Consider the following 18,757-nt stretch of genomic DNA (forward strand, 5'->3'; position numbering starts at 1 on the left):
CGCCCGGCGGCCCTGGATTGCTTCGCTTCGCTCGCAATGACGATGTTACGCGATCCTGATCCGCGCCGCCCGCTCGAACTTCACCGCGAAATGGACCAGCGACTTGTCCGAGCCCTTCGGCCCGATCAGCGACAGGCCGAGCGGCGCATCCTCGCGATGGGCGGCCGGAATCGTCACCTGCGGGAAGCCCGACAGGCCGGACAGGCACAATAGCCTGAGCGCGCGGTTGCGGAAATCCTCCAGTTCGGCCTCGTTGGCGCTGACCAGCGGCGCGATATCAGGCACGGTCGGCAGAATCAGCACGCCGTCGGAGCCGAGCAGCTTGGCCAGCCGGTTGCGGAAGCTCTTGCGCACGCTCTCGCCCTTGGCGACCTCCTCGTCGGTCACCGATTTCGAGAAGGCGAAGCGCTCGGCCACGCCAGAGCCCAGCGGCGGCGCGAAGCGCTCGATCATGGCGCCATCGGCATTCCAGGCGTCGCGGCCTTGCACCCAGCGGAAGGCCCAGTAGAGCGCGTCGAGATCGCGCGCCGCCTTCACCATCTCGGGCTCGCCGAGCAGCGGCATGGCGCGCTGCACGACGTTGCGCAGCGCGTTCTCGGCATCGGGCACGGCCTGCGCGAACATGTCCTCGGCCAGCAGCAGCCGCGGCACCTCGGGCAGCGCGATGCGGTCCTTGCCGAACACGACATCGGCGACGCGGGCAAAGGTCTTGCCGTCGCGGGCGAACCAGCCGGGCGTATCCAGGCTCTCGGCCAGCGGCCAGACCCGCTTCAGCGAGAGCCTTGCATGCGTCGGCCTGATGCCGAAGAGCCCGCCATAGCTCGCCGGCGCCCGCACCGAGCCGCCGGTGTCCGAGCCCAGCGCGATATCGGCGAGCTTGCCGGCAACCGCCGCCATCGAGCCGGAGGACGAGCCGCCGGTGATGCGGTCGGGCGCCGCCGGATTGATCGGCGCGCCGAAATGCGCGTTCTTGCCGTTGAGCGAGAAGGCGAGCTCGTCCGTATGCGTCTTGCCGACGAAGCGCGCGCCGGCATCGAGCAAGGTCTTCACGATCGGCGCCGTCTTTGTCTTGATGCCCGATTGCGCCAGCACGATCGGCGAGCCCGCCCCGGTCGGATAGCCCTTGACGTCGAACAGGTCCTTGACCGCCAGCGTCAGCCCGGCGAGCGGGCCGGTCGCAGCGCTCTTCACCGGAATCTCCGGATAGGGCACGAAGCAGCGGAACGGATCGTCCTTGATCGTCATCGTCAAATCCCCCTGGCGTCGCCATCCGAGCGCGGATCATGCGTCGCTTCGACATGGCCCTTTTGGTGCTTCACCAGCATCCCGGCATGGCCGAACTGGTCGGAATAGGCCTCGCCATACTCCTCGACAGGGTGGCCGGCTGCCGTCAGCCGCGCCACCAGCTCCGGGTCGAAGCGGCTCTCCAGCTTGAGCGAGAGCGAGCCTGCGCCCCAGCTCCGGCCGAAGAGGAAGCGCGGCGCATCGACGGCCGCGGCCGGGTTCTGGCCGAAGCGGTAGCGCGACAGGATCTGCGCCTGGAATTGCGGCTGCCCGTCGCCACCCATGGCGCCATAGGAGACGATGCGCCCGTCATCGAAGCAGGCCAGCGGCGGGTTCAGCGTGTGGAACGGCTTGCGGCCGGGCGCGAGCGGGTTCAGCGCCGCCTTGTCGAGCGAGAAGGAGACGCCGCGATTCTGCCAGTTGAGCCCGGTCTTGGGCAGGATGCAGCCCGAGCCGTATTCCCAGTAGATCGACTGGATATAGGAGACCGCCAGGCCCGAGCCGTCGATCGCCCCCATCCAGACCGTGTCGCCCTTGCCGGCCTTGAACGGCCAGGAGGCGGCGCGCTTCCTGTCGATCGCCGCCGCCTCCCGAGCGAACACAGCCTCGGTCAGGAAACCAGCAGGATCGACCTTGAGATGCGCCGGGTCAGTGACGTGCCTGTCGCGGATGGCGAAGGCGCGCTTGGTCGCCTCGACCAGGCCGTGGATATGGTCGAAGCCCTCGGCCCTGGTCACTCCGAGCTTCTCGAAGATGCCGAGGATCAGCAGCGCGGCCAACCCTTGCGTCGGCGGCGGGAAGTTATAGGCGGTGAGCCCCGGCAGCTTGACCGAGAGCGGCTGCGCCATCCGCGCCTTGAACGCCTCGATATCGGCCCGCGTGATCGGAGCGTCGATCTGGCTGAGGTCGGCGGCGATCTCGCGGCCGATATCGCCGCGGTAGAAATCGTCGAGTCCGGCATCCGCGAGCTGCGCCAGCGTCGCGCCCAAGGTCTCGGGCCTGCGCCTCGCGCCGGGTTTGGGCTGCTCGCCATCGGGCCAGAAGAAGCTGCTGAAGCCCGGCGCCGCCTTGGCCGCCTCGACCTCCTGCGGCAGGGTCCGCAGCTCCGAAGCGGAGATGGCGTAGCCTTCGGTGCAATGGCGGATCGCGTCGGCGAGCAGGTCCTTCAGCGGCATCCGGCCACCGAGCGTCTGCGAAAGCGCCAGCGCCGCCTGCCAGCCGCCGACCGCGCCGGCCACAGTCAGCGCCGCATCCGGCCCGCGCGCAGGGATCGCGTCATAGCCCTTCTCGTGATAGCGCTCGATCGTCGCCAGCGAGCCGGCCGGGCCGCAGGCCTCGATCGCGTGGACCTTGCCGCCGGGCTGATGCACCAGCCAGAAGCCGTCGCCGCCGATCGCGTTCATGTGCGGGTAAACCACGGCGATCGTCGCCGCCATCGCGACCATCGCCTCGATGGCGTTGCCGCCCTCCGCCAGCACGGCGCGCCCGGCCTCCGACGCTGAACGATGCGGCGCGGCGACAGCGGCCGAGGCGAAGACAGGCGTTTCGATCATTGCGGGCTTTTCAATCCGACCGGGAGCAACCATGTGCGGCAGGCGCGATTTTGTTGCATGCCACTCGTCTGTCGGCTAGGCGGTTCGAGACATAAGTTTTTGAGGAATAATCATGGCCTCTCGCCACACCAACTGGCGCAACCTGACCTTGGTCGCCTCGCTCGGCATCCTGATCGCGGTCGAGCTGTTCGGCGTCGCGCTGGCTTCCGGCTGGGCGCTGGCCGGCCTGTTCGAGCTCGGCCCGATCGTCGGCTACGTCCTCATGGCGCTGTTCTCGGTGATCGCCGCCTACGCCCTGCTCAACCTGATGCGCCGGGTCATGCGGATCGAGCGCCTCAGCGAGTGGAATTGAAGCGCTCTTCCCTTCTCCCTCTTGCGGGAGAAGGTAGCTCGGCGAAGCCGAGACGGATGAGGGGTCGCGCGACGATGGCAGCGTCACAGATGACATCCTCGATATCCGGATAGGGCAGCGCGACCCCTCATCCGCCCCTGCCGGGGCACCTTCTCCCGCAAGAGGGAGAAGGGAAGAACAGCGCTCACCAAGTCAATCGCAGCGTTTGAGCGTCACCGGATCGGCCTCCGCCGGCAGGTAATCCCCCATCGCCCGGCACGCCCCGGCGATGCAGACCTGATAATCCGCCGTAGCGCCCGAGCGCCGCATCACCACCTCGCGCAGCGGCGGCAGGTCGGGCGTCCAGCGCCAGAAGCCGTCGCTCAGCTTCGCCCCATCAGGCGGGTCCATGCCGGCGCCCGAGCCCTCGACGCGCGCCTCGGTGAGCCGCAGGCCGTCCGGCGTCTCCAGCCAGACCTCCTGCCACAGCGTCTTTTGCACCGAATGCCGCCAGCCGAGCGTGACCTCGTCCGCGCCCAGCGCGACGATCAGCGCCCCCGCGGCGAGGCACAGGCTCACGCCGGGCTGCCCACCTGCTGCCGGCGCACCGCCCACCAGTGCCGGCCGACCAGTGCGGCGCTGAGCAGGTAGCCGAGCGCGTCGCTATAGGCGAATTCGCCGAACAGGAAGACCGCCGCGACGAAGGCCAGCACCCGCTCTGTGATGCTGAGCCGGTCGAACAGGTAGCCGATGGCGACGATGCCGAAGAGCGCGATGGCGACGCTGGCCTTGAACACGGCGTAGACCACCGCCGGCCAGAAGCCGATCACGTCCGACATCGGATCGCCCGGCTGCAGCATCAGCGCCGGCGAATAGACCGCGATGAACGGGATGACGTAGCCGGCAAGCGCGACCCGCATCGCTTCCCAGCCGATCTTGTCCGGGTTCTCCTTGGCGATCGGCGCCGCCGCCAGCGCCGCCAATGCAACGGGCGGCGAGAGGTCGGCCATGATGCCGTAGTAGAACGCGAACATGTGGCTGACGATCAGCGGCACGCCGAGCTGCTCCAGCGCCGGCGCCGCCAGCGCCGCGACGATGATGTAGGTCGGGATCGTCGGGATGCCGGTGCCGAGCAGGATCGAGAGGATCATCGTCAGCACCAGCGCCAGGAACAGGCTGTGCTTGCCGAGCCCGATCACCCAGGCGCCGAAGGTCGTGCCGATGCCGGTCTGCGTCATCAGGCCGATGATGGTGCCGACGATGGCGCAGGCGATGCCGACCGGCAGCGCCGTCTTGGCCGCGTCGGCGAGCGCGTTGCGGCAGATCACCAGCGTGTTGCGGCCGCCGAGCGTGAAGGCGTTGAGCAGGAGCAGCGCAGCGATGATGCCGGCAACGACGCGCACATCCATGCCGTTGCGCAGCAGCACGCCCGAGATCAGCCCCAGTCCCACCCAGAAGATCACGCGCAGCGCCGTGGTCTTGAAGCCGAGCGCCACGCCGGCGCCGAGCAGCAGGCCGACGGTCAGCGCCAGGCCGATCGTGCCGGCGAAGAGCGGCGTGAAGCCGTGGAACAGCATGAAGACCAGCACGGCCAGCGGCAGCGCCAGGTACCAGCGCTCGCGCAGGGCCTTGATCGGGCTCGGCAGCAGGCGCCGCTCGATGCCCTTGAGGCCGTGCTTGCCCGCCTCCAGATGCACCATCCAGAAGGCCGAGCCGAAATAGAGCACCGCCGGAATCGCCGCCGCCTGGACGATGGCAGAATACTCGACGCCCAGCGTCTCGGCCATGATGAAGGCGGCCGCGCCCATCACCGGCGGCATGATCTGCCCGCCCATCGAGGCCGTCGCCTCGACGCCGGCGGCGAAGGCGCGCCGGTAGCCGAACTTGATCATCAGCGGAATGGTGAACTGGCCGACGGTCACGACATTGGCCACGCCCGAGCCCGAGATCATGCCCATCAGGCCCGACGAGAACACCGCGACCTTGGCCGGGCCGCCGCGCGCGCCGCCGAACAGGCCGAGCGAGACGTCGTTGAACAGGTGGATCATCCCGGCCTTCTCGAGGAAGGAGCCGAAGACGATGAACAGGAAGATATAGGTCGCCGAGACATAGGTCGGCACGCCGTAGAGCCCCTCGGTCCCGTAGGAGAGGTGGCCGATGATCTGGTCGAAGCCATAGCCGCGATGGTTGAACGGCGAGGGCAGGTACTGGCCGAAGAACCAGTAGAGCAGGCAGACGCCGCACATGATCGGCAGCGCATTGCCCATCAGCCGCCTGGCGGCCTCGAAGACGAGGATGACGAGCAGCGAGCCGACGACGAGGTCCATGGTCGACGGGTCGCCATCGCGCAGGATCAGGTCGGCGTAGAAGATCAGCTGGTAGAGCCCGATGCCGAAGCCGAGCACGCCGAGCCCCCAGCCGAGCCAGCGCCCGGCATCGCTCTTCGCCCGGAAGTTGGCGACGAGGCCGAAGCTCAGCAGCAGCAGGAAGCCGACATGGATGCCGCGCACCGCCTGGCTCGGCAGGATGTGCCAGGCCGAGATCGCGATCTGGAAGCAGGCGAAGGCGAGCGCGACCGCATAGGCCAGGATGCCCCAGCCGCCGGGGCCGAAGCCGGGCGGGAAGCCGTGCTCGAAATTGTCGAGCTCGGCATGCTCGACCTCGCCTTCCCTGACGCCGGAAAGCGCGTGCAGCTGGTCGGTCTGGCTCGTCATCGTCCCCGCCCTACTTCGTAGAATAAAACGCCGTCATCCCGGGCGGCCGAAGGTCGTCCCGGGATCCGTCGCAGGGCGCGGAGCCTTACGATGGATCCCGGAGCTCCGCTTCGCTGCGTCCGGGATGACGGCAAACTGTCGAGCCTCGGCTCGCTCAGGAACCGACCTTCAGGCCCTTTTCCTTCAGGTAGCGCGCCGCGCCCGGATGCAGCGGCACCGGCATGCCCTCGAGCGCGTTCTCGAGCTTGATCGCCTTGCCGGCCGAATGCGCCGCGCCGAGCTCGCCCAGGTTCTCGAAGATGTTCTTCGTCATCTGGTAGACGAGCTCCTCCTTCACGCCGTCATGGGTGACGAGGTAGTTCACCACCGCGGCGGTGTTCACCGCGGCGGTCTGGCCGCCATAGGTGTTGGCCGGGATCTCGGCGCTGACGAAGGGCGCCCCGGCCTTGTCGATCACAGCCTTCGGCACTTCGACCACGACGATCTCGACCGACGAGGCGAGGTCGCGGATCGAGGCGACGCCGAGGCCCGCGGACTGGAGGGTGGCGTCGAGCTGGCGGTTCTTCATCAGCTCGACCGACTCGGCGAAGGGCAGGTACTCGATCTTGCCGAGGTCCTTGTAGGACAGGCCGGCGGCCGAGAGGATGGCGCGGGCGTTCAGCTCGGTGCCGGATTTCGGCGCGCCGACTGAGAGGCGCTTGCCCTTCAGGTCGGCCAGCGTCTTGATGCCGCTCTCCTTCGAGGCGACGATCTGGACGTAGTTCGGATAGATCGAGGTGATGCCGCGCAGCTTCTTCAGCGGCGTCTTGAAGCCGGCATCCTCGTCGCCCTTCCAGGCGGAGTCGAGCGAGTCGCCGAGCGTGAAGGCGATCTCGCCACGGCCCTGCTGCAGCAGCACGAGGTTCTCGACCGAGGCCTTGGTCGCCTGCACCGAGGGGCGGGTGCCGGGAATCTTGTCGCCGTAGATCTTCGAGAGCGCGACGCCCATCGGGTAATAGACGCCCGAGGTGCCGCCCGTCAGGATGTTGATGAATTCCTGCGCGCGGGCGCCGACTGGCGCGAGCGCGATCAGCAAGGCGGTGGCGATGCCGGCGAACGACCGGCCATTGAGCAGCGTCTTCATAAAACCTCCCGGAAGAACGTCCCCGGCACGAGCGGCCGAGCTGAACCTTGTTGTAGAGCAGGCCGCACTGGGAGGGGAAGCCAAAGAAACACAGGCTCTTGCCCACTTTAGTCGCCCTCGCGCGACGCTTTCGCCATCTTTGCCGGGCAAGCGGGAGCACAGCCCATGGTTGCCCCAACGTCCCGGACAGGATAGCCGGGGATGCCGACCTCCGCAGAGCCCAGAGAGACATGCAGAGCCGATCGAACCCCTCAGCCCTCGACCGACGCAGCCTGATCAAGAGCGCAGGCGCGACAGCAGCGCTCGCCGCCCTCGGCTTTGCGCCGGAGGCCTTGGCGCAGCAGGGGTTGAAGCTCGGACAGGCGGAGAACTTCAGCTTCGACGCGCTGAAGACCCGCGCGAAAGAGCTCGCCGCCCAGCCCTACGCACCGCCCCCGCCGCCGCCAGCCGACATCCTGGAGCGGATCGACTACGACGCCCACGGCAAGATCAAGTTCAAGCCGGAGATGGCGCTCTGGGCCAACGGCCCCTCGCCCTGGCCGGTGACCTTCTTCCACCTCGGCCGCTACTTCCGGAAGCCGGTGCGCATGCACGTGCTCGACGCCGGCAAGGCGCGCGAGATCGTCTATGACGAGAGCTATTTCGAGATGCCGGCGGATTCGCCCGCTCGCCAATTGCCTGATGGCGCCGGCTTCGCCGGCTTCCGCTTCCAGGAGAGCCGCTTCGGCCATCCCGGCCGCAGGGGCGAGAAGCTCGACTGGCAAAGGAACGACTGGGTCGCCTTCCTCGGCGCCTCCTATTTCCGCGCCATCGGCGAGCTCTACCAGTACGGGCTCTCGGCCCGCGGCCTCGCCATCGACCCCGCCGTCGCCGGCAAGGCCGAGGAATTCCCCGACTTCACCCATGTCTGGCTGGAGACGCCGCAGGAGGCGTCCGAGTACGTCGTGGTCTACGCCCTGCTGTCGGGCCCAAGCGTCGCCGGCGCCTATCGCTTCCGCATGCATCGCGGCAAGGGCGTCAGCATGGAGATCGAGACCGCGCTCTATCTCCGCAACGACATCGCCAGGCTCGGCATCACGCCGTTGACCTCGATGTACTGGTATTCGGAAACGGCCAAGACGACCGCCATCGACTGGCGCCCGGAAGTGCATGATTCCGACGGGCTCGCGCTCTGGACCGGCACCGGCGAGCGCGCCTGGCGCCCGCTCAACAACCCCAGCCGCGCCATCGCCTCGGCCTTCCGCGACGAGAACCCGCGCGGCTTCGGCCTGATGCAGCGCGACCGCCTGACCGACCACTACATGGACGGCGTCTTCTACGAGCGCCGCCCGAGCCTCTGGGTCGAGACGACCGGCGATTGGGGCAGGGGCGCGGTCCAGCTCATCGAGCTCCCGACCGATGACGAGATCCACGACAACATCGTCGCGATGTGGGTGCCGGAGGGCCAGGCCAGGGCCGGCGATTCCTACGAGTTCCGCTACAAGCTGCACTGGCTCGCCGACGAGCCCTTCCCGCCGGCGCTCGGCCGCGTCGTCGCCACCCGCCTCGGCAATGGCGGCCAGCCCGGCACCATCAGGCCCAGGGGCGTGCGCAAGTTCATGGTCGAGTTCAAGGGCCCGGCGCTGGAGAACATCCCCACCGGCTTGAAGCCCGAGGTCGTGCTCTCGGCCTCGCGCGGCACGTTCTCCTATGTCTTCGCCGAGGCGGTGCCCAACGACGTGCCCGGCCACTGGCGCGCCCAGTTCGACCTCACAGCCGACGGCAGCGACCCGGTCGAGATGCGCTGCTTCCTGCGCGGCGGCGACACGGTGCTGACCGAGACCTGGCTGTTCCAGTATCTGCCGTTCTGATCAACTCGCCTTGCGCAGTGCCTCGTTGATCCGCGCCTGCCAGCCCGGCCCGGTCGCACGGAAGCGCTCGATGATGTCGGCATCGAGCCGCAACGTGATCTGCTGCTTCGGCCTCTCGGCCTTGGGACGACCGCGGCCGCGCTTGAGCAGCACGTCGCCATGGTACTTGTCGGCCTGATCGAACCATTCCTCGGTCAGTTCCGGAGCCTCGTCCGGATCAGCCCAACCGGCTTTGGTATCGGGCTTGTTCCCGTTCATTCGCCTTCCTCATGCTGATGATGCGCCGCGCCTCGCCGCGCAGGGTCCAGACGATGACGACCATGCGCTCGTCGAGGACGCCCGCAGTGATGAAGCGGGCCTCGCCATAATCCGCCCGGTCATCCTCCTGAGTGAAGGTCACCCCGGCGAAGACCTCTGCAGCTCGCGCGAAATCCAACCCGCGATGCTCGAGCGTGGCATCGCGCTTGGCGCTGTCAAACTCGATCTCCACGATTATCTGTAGCTCCAGAAAATCAACCTGCCAAGGCACTCTGCAAGCGACGCATGTTGACGAGGTGACAAGATCGCTTGCCCACGGCATCGCGTAACATTATATCATCCCATATGAGCCACGCTCACAGCCACCCCACGCATCGTCCCGCCACCGATAATCCCGGTTGGTCGCTGCTGCGCCTTTCGGCGGCGAGCCGGCTCGGCATTGCGGTCGCGATCATTGCGGCGCTCTGGGCCGCGACGCTCGCCGTCATTGCCTGACCCCTTGGCCTGAGGAAAGTTGCACATCGTGCCTGCGATCCGCATCGACGATCTGACCCTCGGCTATGACCGCCACCCGGCAGTGCATCACCTCTCGGGCGAGGTCGAGTCCGGCAGCCTGACCGCGATCGTCGGCCCCAACGGCGCCGGCAAGTCGACGCTGCTCAAGGGCATTGCCGGCGCGCTCTCGCCGCTCGATGGCGGCATCACGCTCGCCCGCGGCAAGCGCCTCGCCTACCTGCCGCAATCGGCCGATCTCGACCGCTCCTTCCCGATCCATGTCTACGACCTCGTCGCCATGGGCCTGTGGAATGCGGCCGGCATCTTCGGCCGCATCGGCTTCGGCGCCAAAGGCAAGGTCGAGCAGGCCATCGCCGCCGTCGGCCTGACCGGCTTCGAGCGCCGGCCGATCGGCACGCTGTCGGGCGGCCAGATGCAGCGCGCCCTCTTCGCCCGTCTGCTGCTGCAGGACGCCGACATCATCCTGCTCGACGAGCCCTTCACCGCGATCGACGCCCGCACCACCGCCGACCTGCTGGCGCTGGTCCAGCGCTGGCATGGCGAGGCGCGCACGGTCGTCGCCGTGCTCCACGATATCGAGACGGTGAGGCGCGCCTTCCCGCAGACGCTGCTGCTGGCGCGGGAATCCGTCGCCTGGGGCGCGACCGACGAGGTCCTGACCGCCGCCAACCTGCTCCGGGCGCGGCACATGGTCGAGGCCTTCGACAGCCACGCCGCCCCCTGCGAGCGCGACGCGGCCTGACGTTTCGAGATTTGGTGCAAGCCAGCCCACACGCAGAAGACGAACCAAGAGGCTTTCTCTGCAGAACAAGATGAGGCGCGGGGACCCCCTCTCCTGTAAGGAGAGGGGCAGGGGTGAGGTGCTGGCCGTTCGACGCTGCTGCAGTGACCTACGCGGCGGCGCGCTTCGAGATTTACTGGTCGAACGGCCTACACCTCACCCTGCCCTCTCCTTACAGGAGAGGGTTCCCCGCGCTTTACCTTGCTTCTTAGAGGCTAAAGTTACGACTGGCGAAAAGAAGCGAAGCCCTTGCTCTACGACATCTTCATCGGCCCCTTCGCCGAATTCGACTTCATGCGCCGCGCCCTTGTCGGCATCGTCGCGCTTTCGGTCTCCGGCGCGCCGATCGGCGTCTTCCTGATGCTGCGCCGCATGAGCCTGACCGGCGACGCCATGGCGCACGCGATCCTACCCGGCGCCGCGATCGGCTATCTCGTCGCCGGCTTCTCGCTGCCGGCCATGACGATCGGCGGGCTCGTTGCCGGCTTCACTGTCGCGCTGGCCGCCGGCGCCGTCGCGCGGCTGACGGTGATGAAGGAGGATGCCTCCCTCGCCGCCTTCTACCTGATCTCGCTGGCGCTCGGCGTCACTATCGTCTCGCTGCGCGGCTCGGCGGTCGATCTCTTCCACGTCCTGTTCGGCAACGTGCTGGCGCTCGACGACGACGTCCTCGTCCTGCTCTCCAGCGTCGCGACGCTGACCTTGCTGACGCTGGCCGCTGTCTATCGCCCGCTCGTGATGGAATGCGTCGATCCCGGCTTCCTGCGCTCGGTCAGCCGCTCCGGCGGCATCGTGCACCTCACCTTCCTCGGCCTCGTCGTGCTCAACCTCGTCGCCGGCTTCCACGCGCTCGGCACGCTCTTGGCCGTTGGCTTGATGATGTTGCCTGCCGCCGCCGCCCGCTTCTGGACCGCCGACATCACCAGGCTCGTCCTGCTCGCCACCGGCTTCGGCATCCTTTCCGGCTATGGCGGGCTCGTCGTCTCCTATTCCGGCGGCGGCAACCTGCCGGCCGGCCCGGCCGTCATCCTCGCGGCCGGCGTGCTCTATCTTCTGTCGCTCCTGCTCGGCACGCAGGGCGGCCTCGCACGTCGCCTCTTGCCCCGCGCCCATCTCCAGCGTTAGTAATGTTATAGTGTTTCATTACAGCAGGAGAAACGCATGCTGAATCGCCGCCACCTCATCGCCGGGCTCACGCTCAGCCTGACGCTCTCGGCCTCGCCGATGGCCGCCCTCGCGCAGGAAAAGCTCCCGGTCGTCGCGAGCTTCTCCGTCCTCGGCGATTTCGTCAGGGAGATCGGCGGCGACCGCGTCTCGGTCACCACATTGGTCGGCCCCAATGGCGACGCCCATGTCTATTCGCCGACCCCGGCCGACGCCAAGAGCATGGCGGCCGCCAAGCTGATCGTCGTCAACGGCCTGAAATTCGAAGGCTGGATGACCCGCCTGATCAAGTCCTCCGGCGCCAAGGCCACGGTCGCGACCGCGACCACCGGGATCACGCCGCTCCAGCTCAAGGAAGACGACGACCACGCCAAGGCCGGCCATGACCATGGCCACGAGGACCCGCATGCCTGGCAAAGCGTCGCCAACGCCAAACTCTACATCGCCAATATCCGCGACGCGCTGGGCGCTGCCGACCCGGCCGGCAAGCCGGTCTACGACGCGAACGCCACGACCTATCTCGCCCAGCTCGATCAGGTCGATGGCGAGATCAAGGCCGCCGTCGCCCGCATCCCAGCCGACCGGCGCAAGGCCATCACCTCGCATGACGCTTTCGGCTATTTCATCAAGGCCTATGGCATCGAGTTCATCGCGCCGCAGGGCGTCTCGACCGAGGCCGAGGCCTCCGCCAAGGATGTCGCCCGCATCATTAGGCAGGTGAAGGCGCAGAAGATCCCGGCCGTCTTCCTCGAGAACATCACCAATCCCCGGCTGATCGAGCAGATCGCGCGGGAGACCGGCGCCAAGATCGGCGGCCAGCTCTTCTCCGATGCGCTTTCCGATGCGAAAGGTCCGGCGGGGACTTACATCGCGATGATGCGATACAATATAACGCAGATCGAAAAGGCGCTCGGCGCCGGCCCGGCCTGACAGGTCAGCCCAACACTCCAGCCCTCATCCTGAGGAGCCGCGCAGGCGGCGTCTCGAAGGATGGTTCAGTGGGCTCTGGAGCATCCTTCGAGACGCAGGCTGAAGCCTGCTCCTCAGGATGAGGGCTGTGTTTCAGCAGCACTGGCTGGCGGCGGGTGTCCTCCGCCGGTCGATTTCCAACTAGGTCACATGCCATGTCCGACAAGATTCCCGTCACGGTGCTCACCGGCTATCTGGGCGCCGGCAAGACCACGCTCCTCAACCGCATCCTGACCGAAGAGCACGGCAAGAAATTCGCCGTGATCGTCAACGAGTTCGGCGAGGCCGGCATCGACGGCGACCTCGTCGTCGGCGCCGACGAGGAAGTCTTCGAGATGAACAACGGCTGCATCTGCTGCACCGTGCGCGGCGACCTGATCCGCATCCTCGACGGGCTGATGAAGCGCAAGGGCAAGTTCGACGCGATCATCGTCGAGACGACGGGCCTCGCCGACCCGGCCCCGGTCGCCCAGACCTTCTTCGTCGACCAGGATGTCGGCGACGCCACCAAGCTGGATGCGGTGGTCACCGTCACCGACGCCAAATGGCTGAAGGACCGGCTCAAGGACGCGCCGGAGGCGAAGAACCAGATCGCCTTCGCCGACGTCATCATCCTGAACAAGGTGGACCTGGTCTCGGCCGAGGAGCTGGCCGAGGTCGAGGCCAGCATCCGCGCCATCAACCCCTACGCCAAGCTGCACAAGACGACGCGCTGCGAGCTGCCGATCACCGAGCTGCTCGACCGCAACGCCTTCGACCTCGACCGCATCCTCGACATCGAGCCCGACTTCCTCGAGGCCGGCCATCACCACCACCATTCGGAGGAGGTGCGCTCGATGTCCTTCACGATCCCAGGCGATGTCGATCCCGAGAAGTTCATGCCCTGGATCAACGACATCTCGCAGGCGCAAGGGCCGAACATCCTGCGCTCCAAGGGCATCCTGGCCTTCAAGGACGAGCCGCGCCGCTTCGTCTTCCAGGGCGTGCACATGATTTTGGACGGCGATCTCCAGCGCGACTGGAAGGCCGAGGAGACGCGCCAGTCCCGCCTCGTCTTCATCGGCCGCGATCTCGACGAGGGCGAGCTGCGCAAGGGGTTTATGGCATGCGCGGCCTGACATCCTCCGGCGTCATCCCGGACAAGCGGCTTTAGCCGCGCCGCTCCGGGATCCATCGTAGGGCGCCGGAGCTTTACGATGGATCCCGGCGCTCCGCTTCGCTGCGGCCGGGATGACGGCGCGGTTGGTCGATCCGCTCGGATAATGGTTTCTCTCGCCCAAGATTTTGCTAGACCCGCTCCATGGACACCCCAACCAAACCCGTCTCGCTGCGCGAGCATGTCGTTCCCGTCGAAGCCGGCGAGCATGTCGTCGCCGCCTTCTGGCTCAAGCAGACGCTGGCGCTGGCCCTCTCCGACGGCCGCGTGCTGCGCTGGCGCGATGGCAATGCCGAAAGCGTCGAGGCCCATGCCGGCGGCCTGCTGAGCGCCTGCTCGGATGGCGAGCGCCTGATCAGCGGCGGCGATGACGGCCGCGTCGTCGCGACCGGCGCGGATGGCGAACCGGCCGAGATCGCCCGCGATCCCAAGCGCCGCTGGATCGACGCCGTCACCATTTCGGCCTCGGGTAGCCTCGCCTGGAACACCGGCAAGACGATCCATGCCCGCGACGACAAGGGCAAGATCCGCACGCTCGACGCCGCCTCGACGCCGCAGGGCCTGGTCTTCGCCCCAAAAGGCTACCGTCTCGCCCTGGCGCAGATGAACGGCGTCTCGCTCTGGTATCCGAATACCGAGGCCAAGCCGGACTTCCTCGACTGGAAGGGCTCGCATGTCGACGTGACCTGGTCGCCGGACGGCCGCTTCGTCGTCTCATCGATGCAGGAGAACGCGTTGCACGGCTGGCGCCTCGGCGAGAAGCCGAGCCATATGCGCATGACCGGTTACCCCGCCAAGCCGCGCTCGCTGTCCTGGTCGCATGACGGGCTTTGGCTCGCCTCCAGCGGGGCGGATGCCGCGATCGTCTGGCCCTTCCAGGGCGAGGGTCCAACCGGCAAGGCTCCACGCGAATGCGGCGCCCGCCACGCCAAGGTCACCCGCGTCGCCTTCCATCCCAAGGCGCTGGTGCTGGCCGTCGGCTACGACGATGGCTGCATCCTGATGATCCGCCTGACCGACGCCTCCGAGTTGCTGGTCCGCCCGGCTTTGCGCGGCAGCGGCATCACCGCCTTCGCCTGGGACAAGCTCGGCAAGCGCCTCGCCTTCGGGGCCGAGGACGGCGCGGCCGGCGTCCTCACCCTGCCCTGACGCGCCATGCGGTTCGGCCTCTTCGGCAAAGGCAACGACCGCAAGGCGGAAAGCGCCGAGGCTGCGGCGCGCATCAAGGCCGAGACCCGCGAGCTGCTCGGCCTGCCCGAAGCTGCCGCGATCGCGGTCAACGAGATCATCTGCGCCGATCCGGCCTGCCCCGGCACCGAGACGGTGATCCTGGTGATGAACCCCGGCGAGAAGACGCGCGCCTTCAAGGCGCAGGTGGCAATGAGCGACCTGACGCGGGAGGCGCTAGCGGAGGTGTTGGCGCCACAGCAAAAGTAAAGGCGCGGGAGCCCTCTCCTGGTAAGGAGAGGGTTGGGTGAGGTGTCGGCCGTTTGACGCTGCTGCCGTGCCCCAACCGCCGCCGCCACTGGGTTTCACTGGTGTTCTGGCCTACACCTCACCCTGCCCTCTCCTACAGGAGAGAGGGTTCCGCGCGCCTCACCGACATCAGGTGTCAGCAATCAACGGGTTGCCGCCTTAACCTTTGCCACCGCACCCCATAACCTCCCCGCCATGGCAATCCGTCCCCGCAAGCTCCGCTCCCTCACCAGGCAGCAAGCCAAGCAGATCTGGCTCCGCGCCCAGCGCCTCGACACGCCCGAGCCCTTCGGCTCCGGCCCGGAGGCGACGCGCGCCGCCGTCGAGCATCTCGGCTACGTTCAGATCGACACGATCAACGTGATCGAGCGCTGCCACCACCACATCCTCTACAGCCGCATCCCGGCCTATGAGCGCGCCCATCTCCGGCAGGCGCAATCGCTCGACAAGAGCGTCTTCGAGTACTGGACGCACGCGCTCTCCTACATCCCGACGCGCGACATCCGCTTCTTCCTCGGCGACATGAAGCTGCACCGCGAGAAGCCGGAGCCCTGGTACGCCTCGGTCGGCAAGAAGGACATGAGCAAGGTCATGACGCTGCTCCGCCATGGCGGGCCGCTGACCATCCGCGACATCGACGACGACGTGCTGATCGAGAAGGACCATGCCTGGGCCAGCAAGAAGCCCTCGAAGCGCGCCCTGCAGCTCGCCTTCTACAATGGCGTGCTCACGGTCAGCGAGCGCAACGGCATGCTCAAGACCTACGACCTGATGGACCGGCACTTCGGCTGGGAGGCCAGGCCGAAACCGGTGACGGAGAAGCAGCGGCTCGACTACCTGCTCGACCGCGCCCTGCGCACGCAGGGGCTGATCAGCCTCGATTCAGCCTGCCATCTCGACGCACCGAGCAAGCCCGGCCTCGCCAAGCTGATCGCAAGCCGCATCCGCAAGAAGAAGCTGGTGCCCGTCGCGCTCGAAGGCCCCGGCAAGACCGCGCATTGGGGCCGGCCGGAGCTGCTGGAGGAGGCGCCGGAGCCCGTCGCGGCCCCGGTCCACATCCTCTCGCCCTTCGATCCGCTGATCATCCAGCGCAAGCGGCTCCAGATCTTCTTCGGCTACGACCACCGCTTCGAAGCCTATGTCCCGAAGGAGAAGCGCGTCTTCGGCTATTTCGCCCTGCCGGTGCTGGTCGGCGACGAGATCGCCGCCGTGCTCGACCTCAAGACCGATCGCGCAGCCGGCAAGCTGCTGATCCAGCAATGGACCTGGATCAAGCACGAGACACCGGAGCTGAAGCGGCAGATCGAGGAGGAGCTGAGCCGCTTCGAGAGGTTCCAGCTTGGCAGCTAACCAGGACGCGCTCTTCCCTTCTCCCCCTGCGGGAGAAGGTGGCTCGGCGAAGCCGAGACGGATGAGGGGTCGCGCGACGATTGCAACATCGCGCATGACATCCTCGGCATTCGGATAGGGCAGCGCGACCCCTCATCCGGCGCTACGCGCCACCTTCTCCCGCAGGGGGAGAAGGGTTCGCGCTCGTTCAACCAACCTCCACCACGATCTTCCCGAACGGCCCGCGATCGAGATGATCGAATGCCTCCGGCACCTGCTCGAACGTGTAGCGCTTGTCGATCACCGGCTTGAGCCCGATTGCCTCGACGGCGCGGGTAAAGTCCTCCAGGCCCCGGCGATGCCCGACCTGGATGCCCTGGATCGTCAGGCCCTTCATCAGCAGCGGCCCGACCGGCCCAGAGACCTCGAAACCGTCGAGCACGCCGATGACGGAGATCCGGCCATGGATCGCCACCGCCCGGATGGCCTGGCCGAGATTGGCGCCGCCGACGATCTCCAGGATGTGGTCGACGCCGCGATCGGCGGTGACGCGATAGACCGCTTCGACCCAATCCTCCTTGCTGCGGTTGATCAGGATGTCGGCGCCGAGCGCCTTGGCCCGCGCCAGCTTCTCGTCGCTGCCGGAGGTGACGATGACCTTGGCGCCATGCGCCTTGGCGATCTGCAGGCCGAACAGCGCGACGCCGCCGGTGCCCTGCACCAGCACGGTCTGGCCGGCCTGCAAGCCGCCATATTCGATCAGCGAGGTCCAAACGGTGAGCCCGGTGATCGGCAAGGTGCTGGCCTCGGCATCGTCGAGGCTCTTGGGCGCCGCGACGAACCAATCCTCCGGGAACGCGACATACTCCGCCAGCACGCCCGGAAAGGTACCGCCGAGCGACCGGTAGGGCGGGTTGCGCCCGGTGCCCGCCGGCTTGCCTTCCAGCCAGCCCGCGTTGAAGTTCGTGATCACCCGCTCGCCCGGCTTGAAGCGGGTCGCACCCGCGCCCGCCGCAGCCACCGTGCCGGCCATGTCCGAGCCGGGGCTGAACGGAAAGACGAGCGGCAGGCCCATGCCGCTCTCCAGCACGAGCTTGTCGCGGTAGTTCAGCGAGACGGCCGCCACCCTCACCAGCAACTCGCCCGGCTTGGGCTCCGGGATAGGCGCCTGCGACAGCGCGAGGTTGTTCCGGCCGATGGCATCGATAGCCCAGCGCCGCATCAGATCAGTCATGGCTTAGCCCTGTCTCGTGGTTGACCGGGCAAAGCTAACGTGGAAATCTAGGCACCAGTTGCGATCAATATTCCATTCAATGCATCCTCAAATTCTACAATAGCAACCATGACGGATCGGCTCGATGGCATCGGCGTCTTCGTCCAGGCGGTGGAGACCGGCAGCTTCGCGGCGGCTGCGGTCAAGCTGAACCTGTCGCGCTCGGCCGTCGGCAAGGCGGTGGCGCGGCTGGAGGCGCGGCTCGGCGTGCGCCTGTTCCACCGCACCACCCGCAGCCAGAGCCTGAGCGAGGACGGCCAGATCTATTACGAGCGCTGCCTGCGCGCGCTGGCCGAGCTGCGCGCGGCGGAGGCCATGCTGGAATCCGGCCGCACGGAGGTCATCGGCAAGCTGCGCGTCACCATGCCCGCGCTGTTCGGCCGCTATTGCGTCGCACCGATCCTGCTCGCCCTGGCGCGGCAGCATCCCGGCCTCGAACTGGAGCTCAGCTTCAGCGACCGCATCGTCGACCTCGTCGAGGAAGGCTTCGACCTCGCCATCCGCAATGGCGCGCTGCGCGGCGGCTCCGGCCTGATGACGCGCCGCCTCGCCTATCAGCGCATGGTGGTCTGCGCCTCGCCTTCCTATCTCGAAGCCAATGGCACGCCGGCCTCGATCGCCGATCTCGACCGCCACGAGGCCGTGCTCTACTGGCGCGCCGACACGGTCCGGAGCTGGCTGCTGCCCGAGCGCGGCCGGCCGACCGCGGAGATAATCCCGAAGGCGCGCATCCGGCTCGACGATCTCGAGGCGATCGCCGACGCTGCCGTGGCGGGCGCCGGCCTGGCCTGGCTGCCCTGCTGGCTGATCCGCGGGCGCGTCGAGAAGGGCGAGCTGGTCTGCGTGCTCGCCAACCAGCCGGGCATGGTCTTCGAGACCCATGCGGTCTGGCCGCAGACGCCGCGGCTGCCGCTGCGCACCCGCCTCGCCATCGACGCGCTGGTCAGCGAGCTGCCGAGGCTGATCGAGCTCTGACCATG

19 protein-coding genes are annotated in these 18,757 nt (G+C 67.5%); 11 read left to right on the forward strand and 8 right to left on the reverse strand.

The annotated features are described in order from the left end of the window. Positions 1-45 precede the first annotated feature (45 nt). Both DWF00_RS25855 and DWF00_RS25860 read right to left on the reverse strand, forming a co-directional pair. On the reverse strand, positions 46-1,245 hold the full coding sequence (locus tag DWF00_RS25855; protein WP_114828319.1) for an amidase: 1,200 nt from the start codon (positions 1,243-1,245) through the stop codon (positions 46-48). Between the two features lie 2 nt (positions 1,246-1,247). After that, positions 1,248-2,837 carry a gamma-glutamyltransferase family protein gene (locus DWF00_RS25860; protein ID WP_114828318.1) on the reverse strand — a complete coding sequence of 530 codons (1,590 nt, stop codon included), beginning with the start codon at positions 2,835-2,837 and terminating at the stop codon, positions 1,248-1,250. Between the two features lie 112 nt (positions 2,838-2,949). Between DWF00_RS25860 and DWF00_RS25865 the strand changes: the two genes are divergently transcribed. Continuing rightward, entirely contained in the window at positions 2,950-3,189 is a 240-nt protein-coding gene (locus tag DWF00_RS25865; protein WP_114828317.1) for a hypothetical protein, read from the forward strand. 192 nt (positions 3,190-3,381) lie between these two features. Here DWF00_RS25865 and DWF00_RS25870 read toward each other — a convergent pair whose 3' ends face one another. The 3 genes from DWF00_RS25870 to DWF00_RS25880 form a co-directional block, all read right to left on the reverse strand. Then, positions 3,382-3,747: a DUF1850 domain-containing protein gene (locus DWF00_RS25870; RefSeq protein WP_114828316.1), complete on the reverse strand. Its 366-nt coding sequence runs from the start codon at positions 3,745-3,747 to the stop codon at positions 3,382-3,384. Then, positions 3,744-5,882, reverse strand: coding sequence for a TRAP transporter permease (locus tag DWF00_RS25875; protein ID WP_114828315.1), 2,139 nt, complete (start codon positions 5,880-5,882; stop codon positions 3,744-3,746). Before DWF00_RS25875 ends, DWF00_RS25870 begins: the two co-directional genes overlap by 4 nt. A gap of 154 nt (positions 5,883-6,036) precedes the next feature. After that, the gene (locus DWF00_RS25880) at positions 6,037-7,005 is read right to left on the reverse strand and encodes a TAXI family TRAP transporter solute-binding subunit (protein ID WP_114828314.1); all 969 of its coding nucleotides are present in this window, start codon (positions 7,003-7,005) and stop codon (positions 6,037-6,039) included. Between the two features lie 230 nt (positions 7,006-7,235). Here DWF00_RS25880 and DWF00_RS25885 point away from each other — a divergent pair, with 230 nt between their 5' ends. Further along, positions 7,236-8,855 carry an OpgD/OpgG family glucan biosynthesis protein gene (locus DWF00_RS25885; protein WP_114828313.1) on the forward strand — a complete coding sequence of 540 codons (1,620 nt, stop codon included), beginning with the start codon at positions 7,236-7,238 and terminating at the stop codon, positions 8,853-8,855. Here DWF00_RS25885 and DWF00_RS25890 read toward each other — a convergent pair whose 3' ends face one another. Both DWF00_RS25890 and DWF00_RS25895 read right to left on the reverse strand, forming a co-directional pair. After that, the gene (locus DWF00_RS25890; protein WP_114828312.1) at positions 8,856-9,113 is read right to left on the reverse strand and encodes a BrnA antitoxin family protein; all 258 of its coding nucleotides are present in this window, start codon (positions 9,111-9,113) and stop codon (positions 8,856-8,858) included. Then, positions 9,073-9,345 (reverse strand): BrnT family toxin, encoded by a 273-nt coding sequence (locus DWF00_RS25895; RefSeq protein WP_114828473.1) that lies wholly within the window; start codon positions 9,343-9,345, stop codon positions 9,073-9,075. The genes DWF00_RS25890 and DWF00_RS25895 overlap by 41 nt, the downstream gene beginning before the upstream one ends. A 113-nt stretch (positions 9,346-9,458) precedes the next feature. Between DWF00_RS25895 and DWF00_RS29590 the strand changes: the two genes are divergently transcribed. From DWF00_RS29590 to DWF00_RS25930, 8 genes are all read left to right on the forward strand, one after another. Further along, on the forward strand, positions 9,459-9,608 hold the full coding sequence (locus DWF00_RS29590) for a hypothetical protein (RefSeq protein ID WP_181832544.1): 150 nt from the start codon (positions 9,459-9,461) through the stop codon (positions 9,606-9,608). 28 nt (positions 9,609-9,636) lie between these two features. Beyond that, positions 9,637-10,371 carry a zinc ABC transporter ATP-binding protein AztA gene (gene aztA, locus DWF00_RS25900; RefSeq protein WP_425453183.1) on the forward strand — a complete coding sequence of 245 codons (735 nt, stop codon included), beginning with the start codon at positions 9,637-9,639 and terminating at the stop codon, positions 10,369-10,371. Positions 10,372-10,704: 333 nt separating this feature from the next. Then, positions 10,705-11,535 carry a metal ABC transporter permease gene (locus tag DWF00_RS25905; RefSeq protein ID WP_114828471.1) on the forward strand — a complete coding sequence of 277 codons (831 nt, stop codon included), beginning with the start codon at positions 10,705-10,707 and terminating at the stop codon, positions 11,533-11,535. Between the two features lie 36 nt (positions 11,536-11,571). Continuing rightward, positions 11,572-12,504, forward strand: a complete 933-nt coding sequence (locus DWF00_RS25910) for a metal ABC transporter substrate-binding protein (RefSeq protein WP_114828311.1) — start codon at positions 11,572-11,574, stop codon at positions 12,502-12,504. Positions 12,505-12,698: 194 nt separating this feature from the next. Further along, on the forward strand, positions 12,699-13,661 hold the full coding sequence (locus DWF00_RS25915; protein ID WP_114828310.1) for a CobW family GTP-binding protein: 963 nt from the start codon (positions 12,699-12,701) through the stop codon (positions 13,659-13,661). A gap of 182 nt (positions 13,662-13,843) precedes the next feature. Further along, complete coding sequence (locus tag DWF00_RS25920; protein WP_114828309.1) at positions 13,844-14,848, forward strand: WD40 repeat domain-containing protein; 1,005 nt, start codon at positions 13,844-13,846, stop codon at positions 14,846-14,848. Between the two features lie 6 nt (positions 14,849-14,854). Further along, the gene (locus tag DWF00_RS25925; RefSeq protein ID WP_114828308.1) at positions 14,855-15,136 is read left to right on the forward strand and encodes a hypothetical protein; all 282 of its coding nucleotides are present in this window, start codon (positions 14,855-14,857) and stop codon (positions 15,134-15,136) included. 234 nt (positions 15,137-15,370) lie between these two features. Continuing rightward, positions 15,371-16,525, forward strand: a complete 1,155-nt coding sequence (locus tag DWF00_RS25930; RefSeq protein ID WP_114828307.1) for a winged helix-turn-helix domain-containing protein — start codon at positions 15,371-15,373, stop codon at positions 16,523-16,525. A gap of 187 nt (positions 16,526-16,712) precedes the next feature. Here DWF00_RS25930 and DWF00_RS25935 read toward each other — a convergent pair whose 3' ends face one another. Next, positions 16,713-17,738 carry a zinc-dependent alcohol dehydrogenase family protein gene (locus DWF00_RS25935; protein WP_114828306.1) on the reverse strand — a complete coding sequence of 342 codons (1,026 nt, stop codon included), beginning with the start codon at positions 17,736-17,738 and terminating at the stop codon, positions 16,713-16,715. 108 nt (positions 17,739-17,846) lie between these two features. Here DWF00_RS25935 and DWF00_RS25940 point away from each other — a divergent pair, with 108 nt between their 5' ends. Next, positions 17,847-18,752 carry a LysR family transcriptional regulator gene (locus tag DWF00_RS25940; protein WP_114828305.1) on the forward strand — a complete coding sequence of 302 codons (906 nt, stop codon included), beginning with the start codon at positions 17,847-17,849 and terminating at the stop codon, positions 18,750-18,752. Positions 18,753-18,757: the final 5 nt, after the last annotated feature.

Source organism: Allobosea caraganae (genome assembly GCF_003351345.1).
In the GTDB taxonomy this organism is placed as follows: Bacteria; Pseudomonadota; Alphaproteobacteria; order Rhizobiales; family Beijerinckiaceae; genus Allobosea; species Allobosea caraganae.

Coding starts and splice junctions, on each gene's coding strand:
- DWF00_RS25855 (WP_114828319.1), bottom strand. CDS start 1,245: ATGACGATCAAGGACGATCCGTTCCGCTGCTTCGTGCCCTATCCGGAG.
- DWF00_RS25940 (WP_114828305.1), top strand. CDS start 17,847: ATGACGGATCGGCTCGATGGCATCGGCGTCTTCGTCCAGGCGGTGGAG.
- DWF00_RS25915 (WP_114828310.1), top strand. CDS start 12,699: ATGTCCGACAAGATTCCCGTCACGGTGCTCACCGGCTATCTGGGCGCC.
- DWF00_RS25860 (WP_114828318.1), bottom strand. CDS start 2,837: ATGATCGAAACGCCTGTCTTCGCCTCGGCCGCTGTCGCCGCGCCGCAT.
- DWF00_RS25930 (WP_114828307.1), top strand. CDS start 15,371: ATGGCAATCCGTCCCCGCAAGCTCCGCTCCCTCACCAGGCAGCAAGCC.
- DWF00_RS25890 (WP_114828312.1), bottom strand. CDS start 9,113: ATGAACGGGAACAAGCCCGATACCAAAGCCGGTTGGGCTGATCCGGAC.
- DWF00_RS25865 (WP_114828317.1), top strand. CDS start 2,950: ATGGCCTCTCGCCACACCAACTGGCGCAACCTGACCTTGGTCGCCTCG.
- DWF00_RS25880 (WP_114828314.1), bottom strand. CDS start 7,005: ATGAAGACGCTGCTCAATGGCCGGTCGTTCGCCGGCATCGCCACCGCC.
- DWF00_RS25920 (WP_114828309.1), top strand. CDS start 13,844: ATGGACACCCCAACCAAACCCGTCTCGCTGCGCGAGCATGTCGTTCCC.
- DWF00_RS25885 (WP_114828313.1), top strand. CDS start 7,236: ATGCAGAGCCGATCGAACCCCTCAGCCCTCGACCGACGCAGCCTGATC.
- DWF00_RS25935 (WP_114828306.1), bottom strand. CDS start 17,738: ATGACTGATCTGATGCGGCGCTGGGCTATCGATGCCATCGGCCGGAAC.
- DWF00_RS25925 (WP_114828308.1), top strand. CDS start 14,855: ATGCGGTTCGGCCTCTTCGGCAAAGGCAACGACCGCAAGGCGGAAAGC.
- DWF00_RS25910 (WP_114828311.1), top strand. CDS start 11,572: ATGCTGAATCGCCGCCACCTCATCGCCGGGCTCACGCTCAGCCTGACG.
- DWF00_RS25875 (WP_114828315.1), bottom strand. CDS start 5,882: ATGACGAGCCAGACCGACCAGCTGCACGCGCTTTCCGGCGTCAGGGAA.
- DWF00_RS29590 (WP_181832544.1), top strand. CDS start 9,459: ATGAGCCACGCTCACAGCCACCCCACGCATCGTCCCGCCACCGATAAT.
- DWF00_RS25905 (WP_114828471.1), top strand. CDS start 10,705: ATGCGCCGCGCCCTTGTCGGCATCGTCGCGCTTTCGGTCTCCGGCGCG.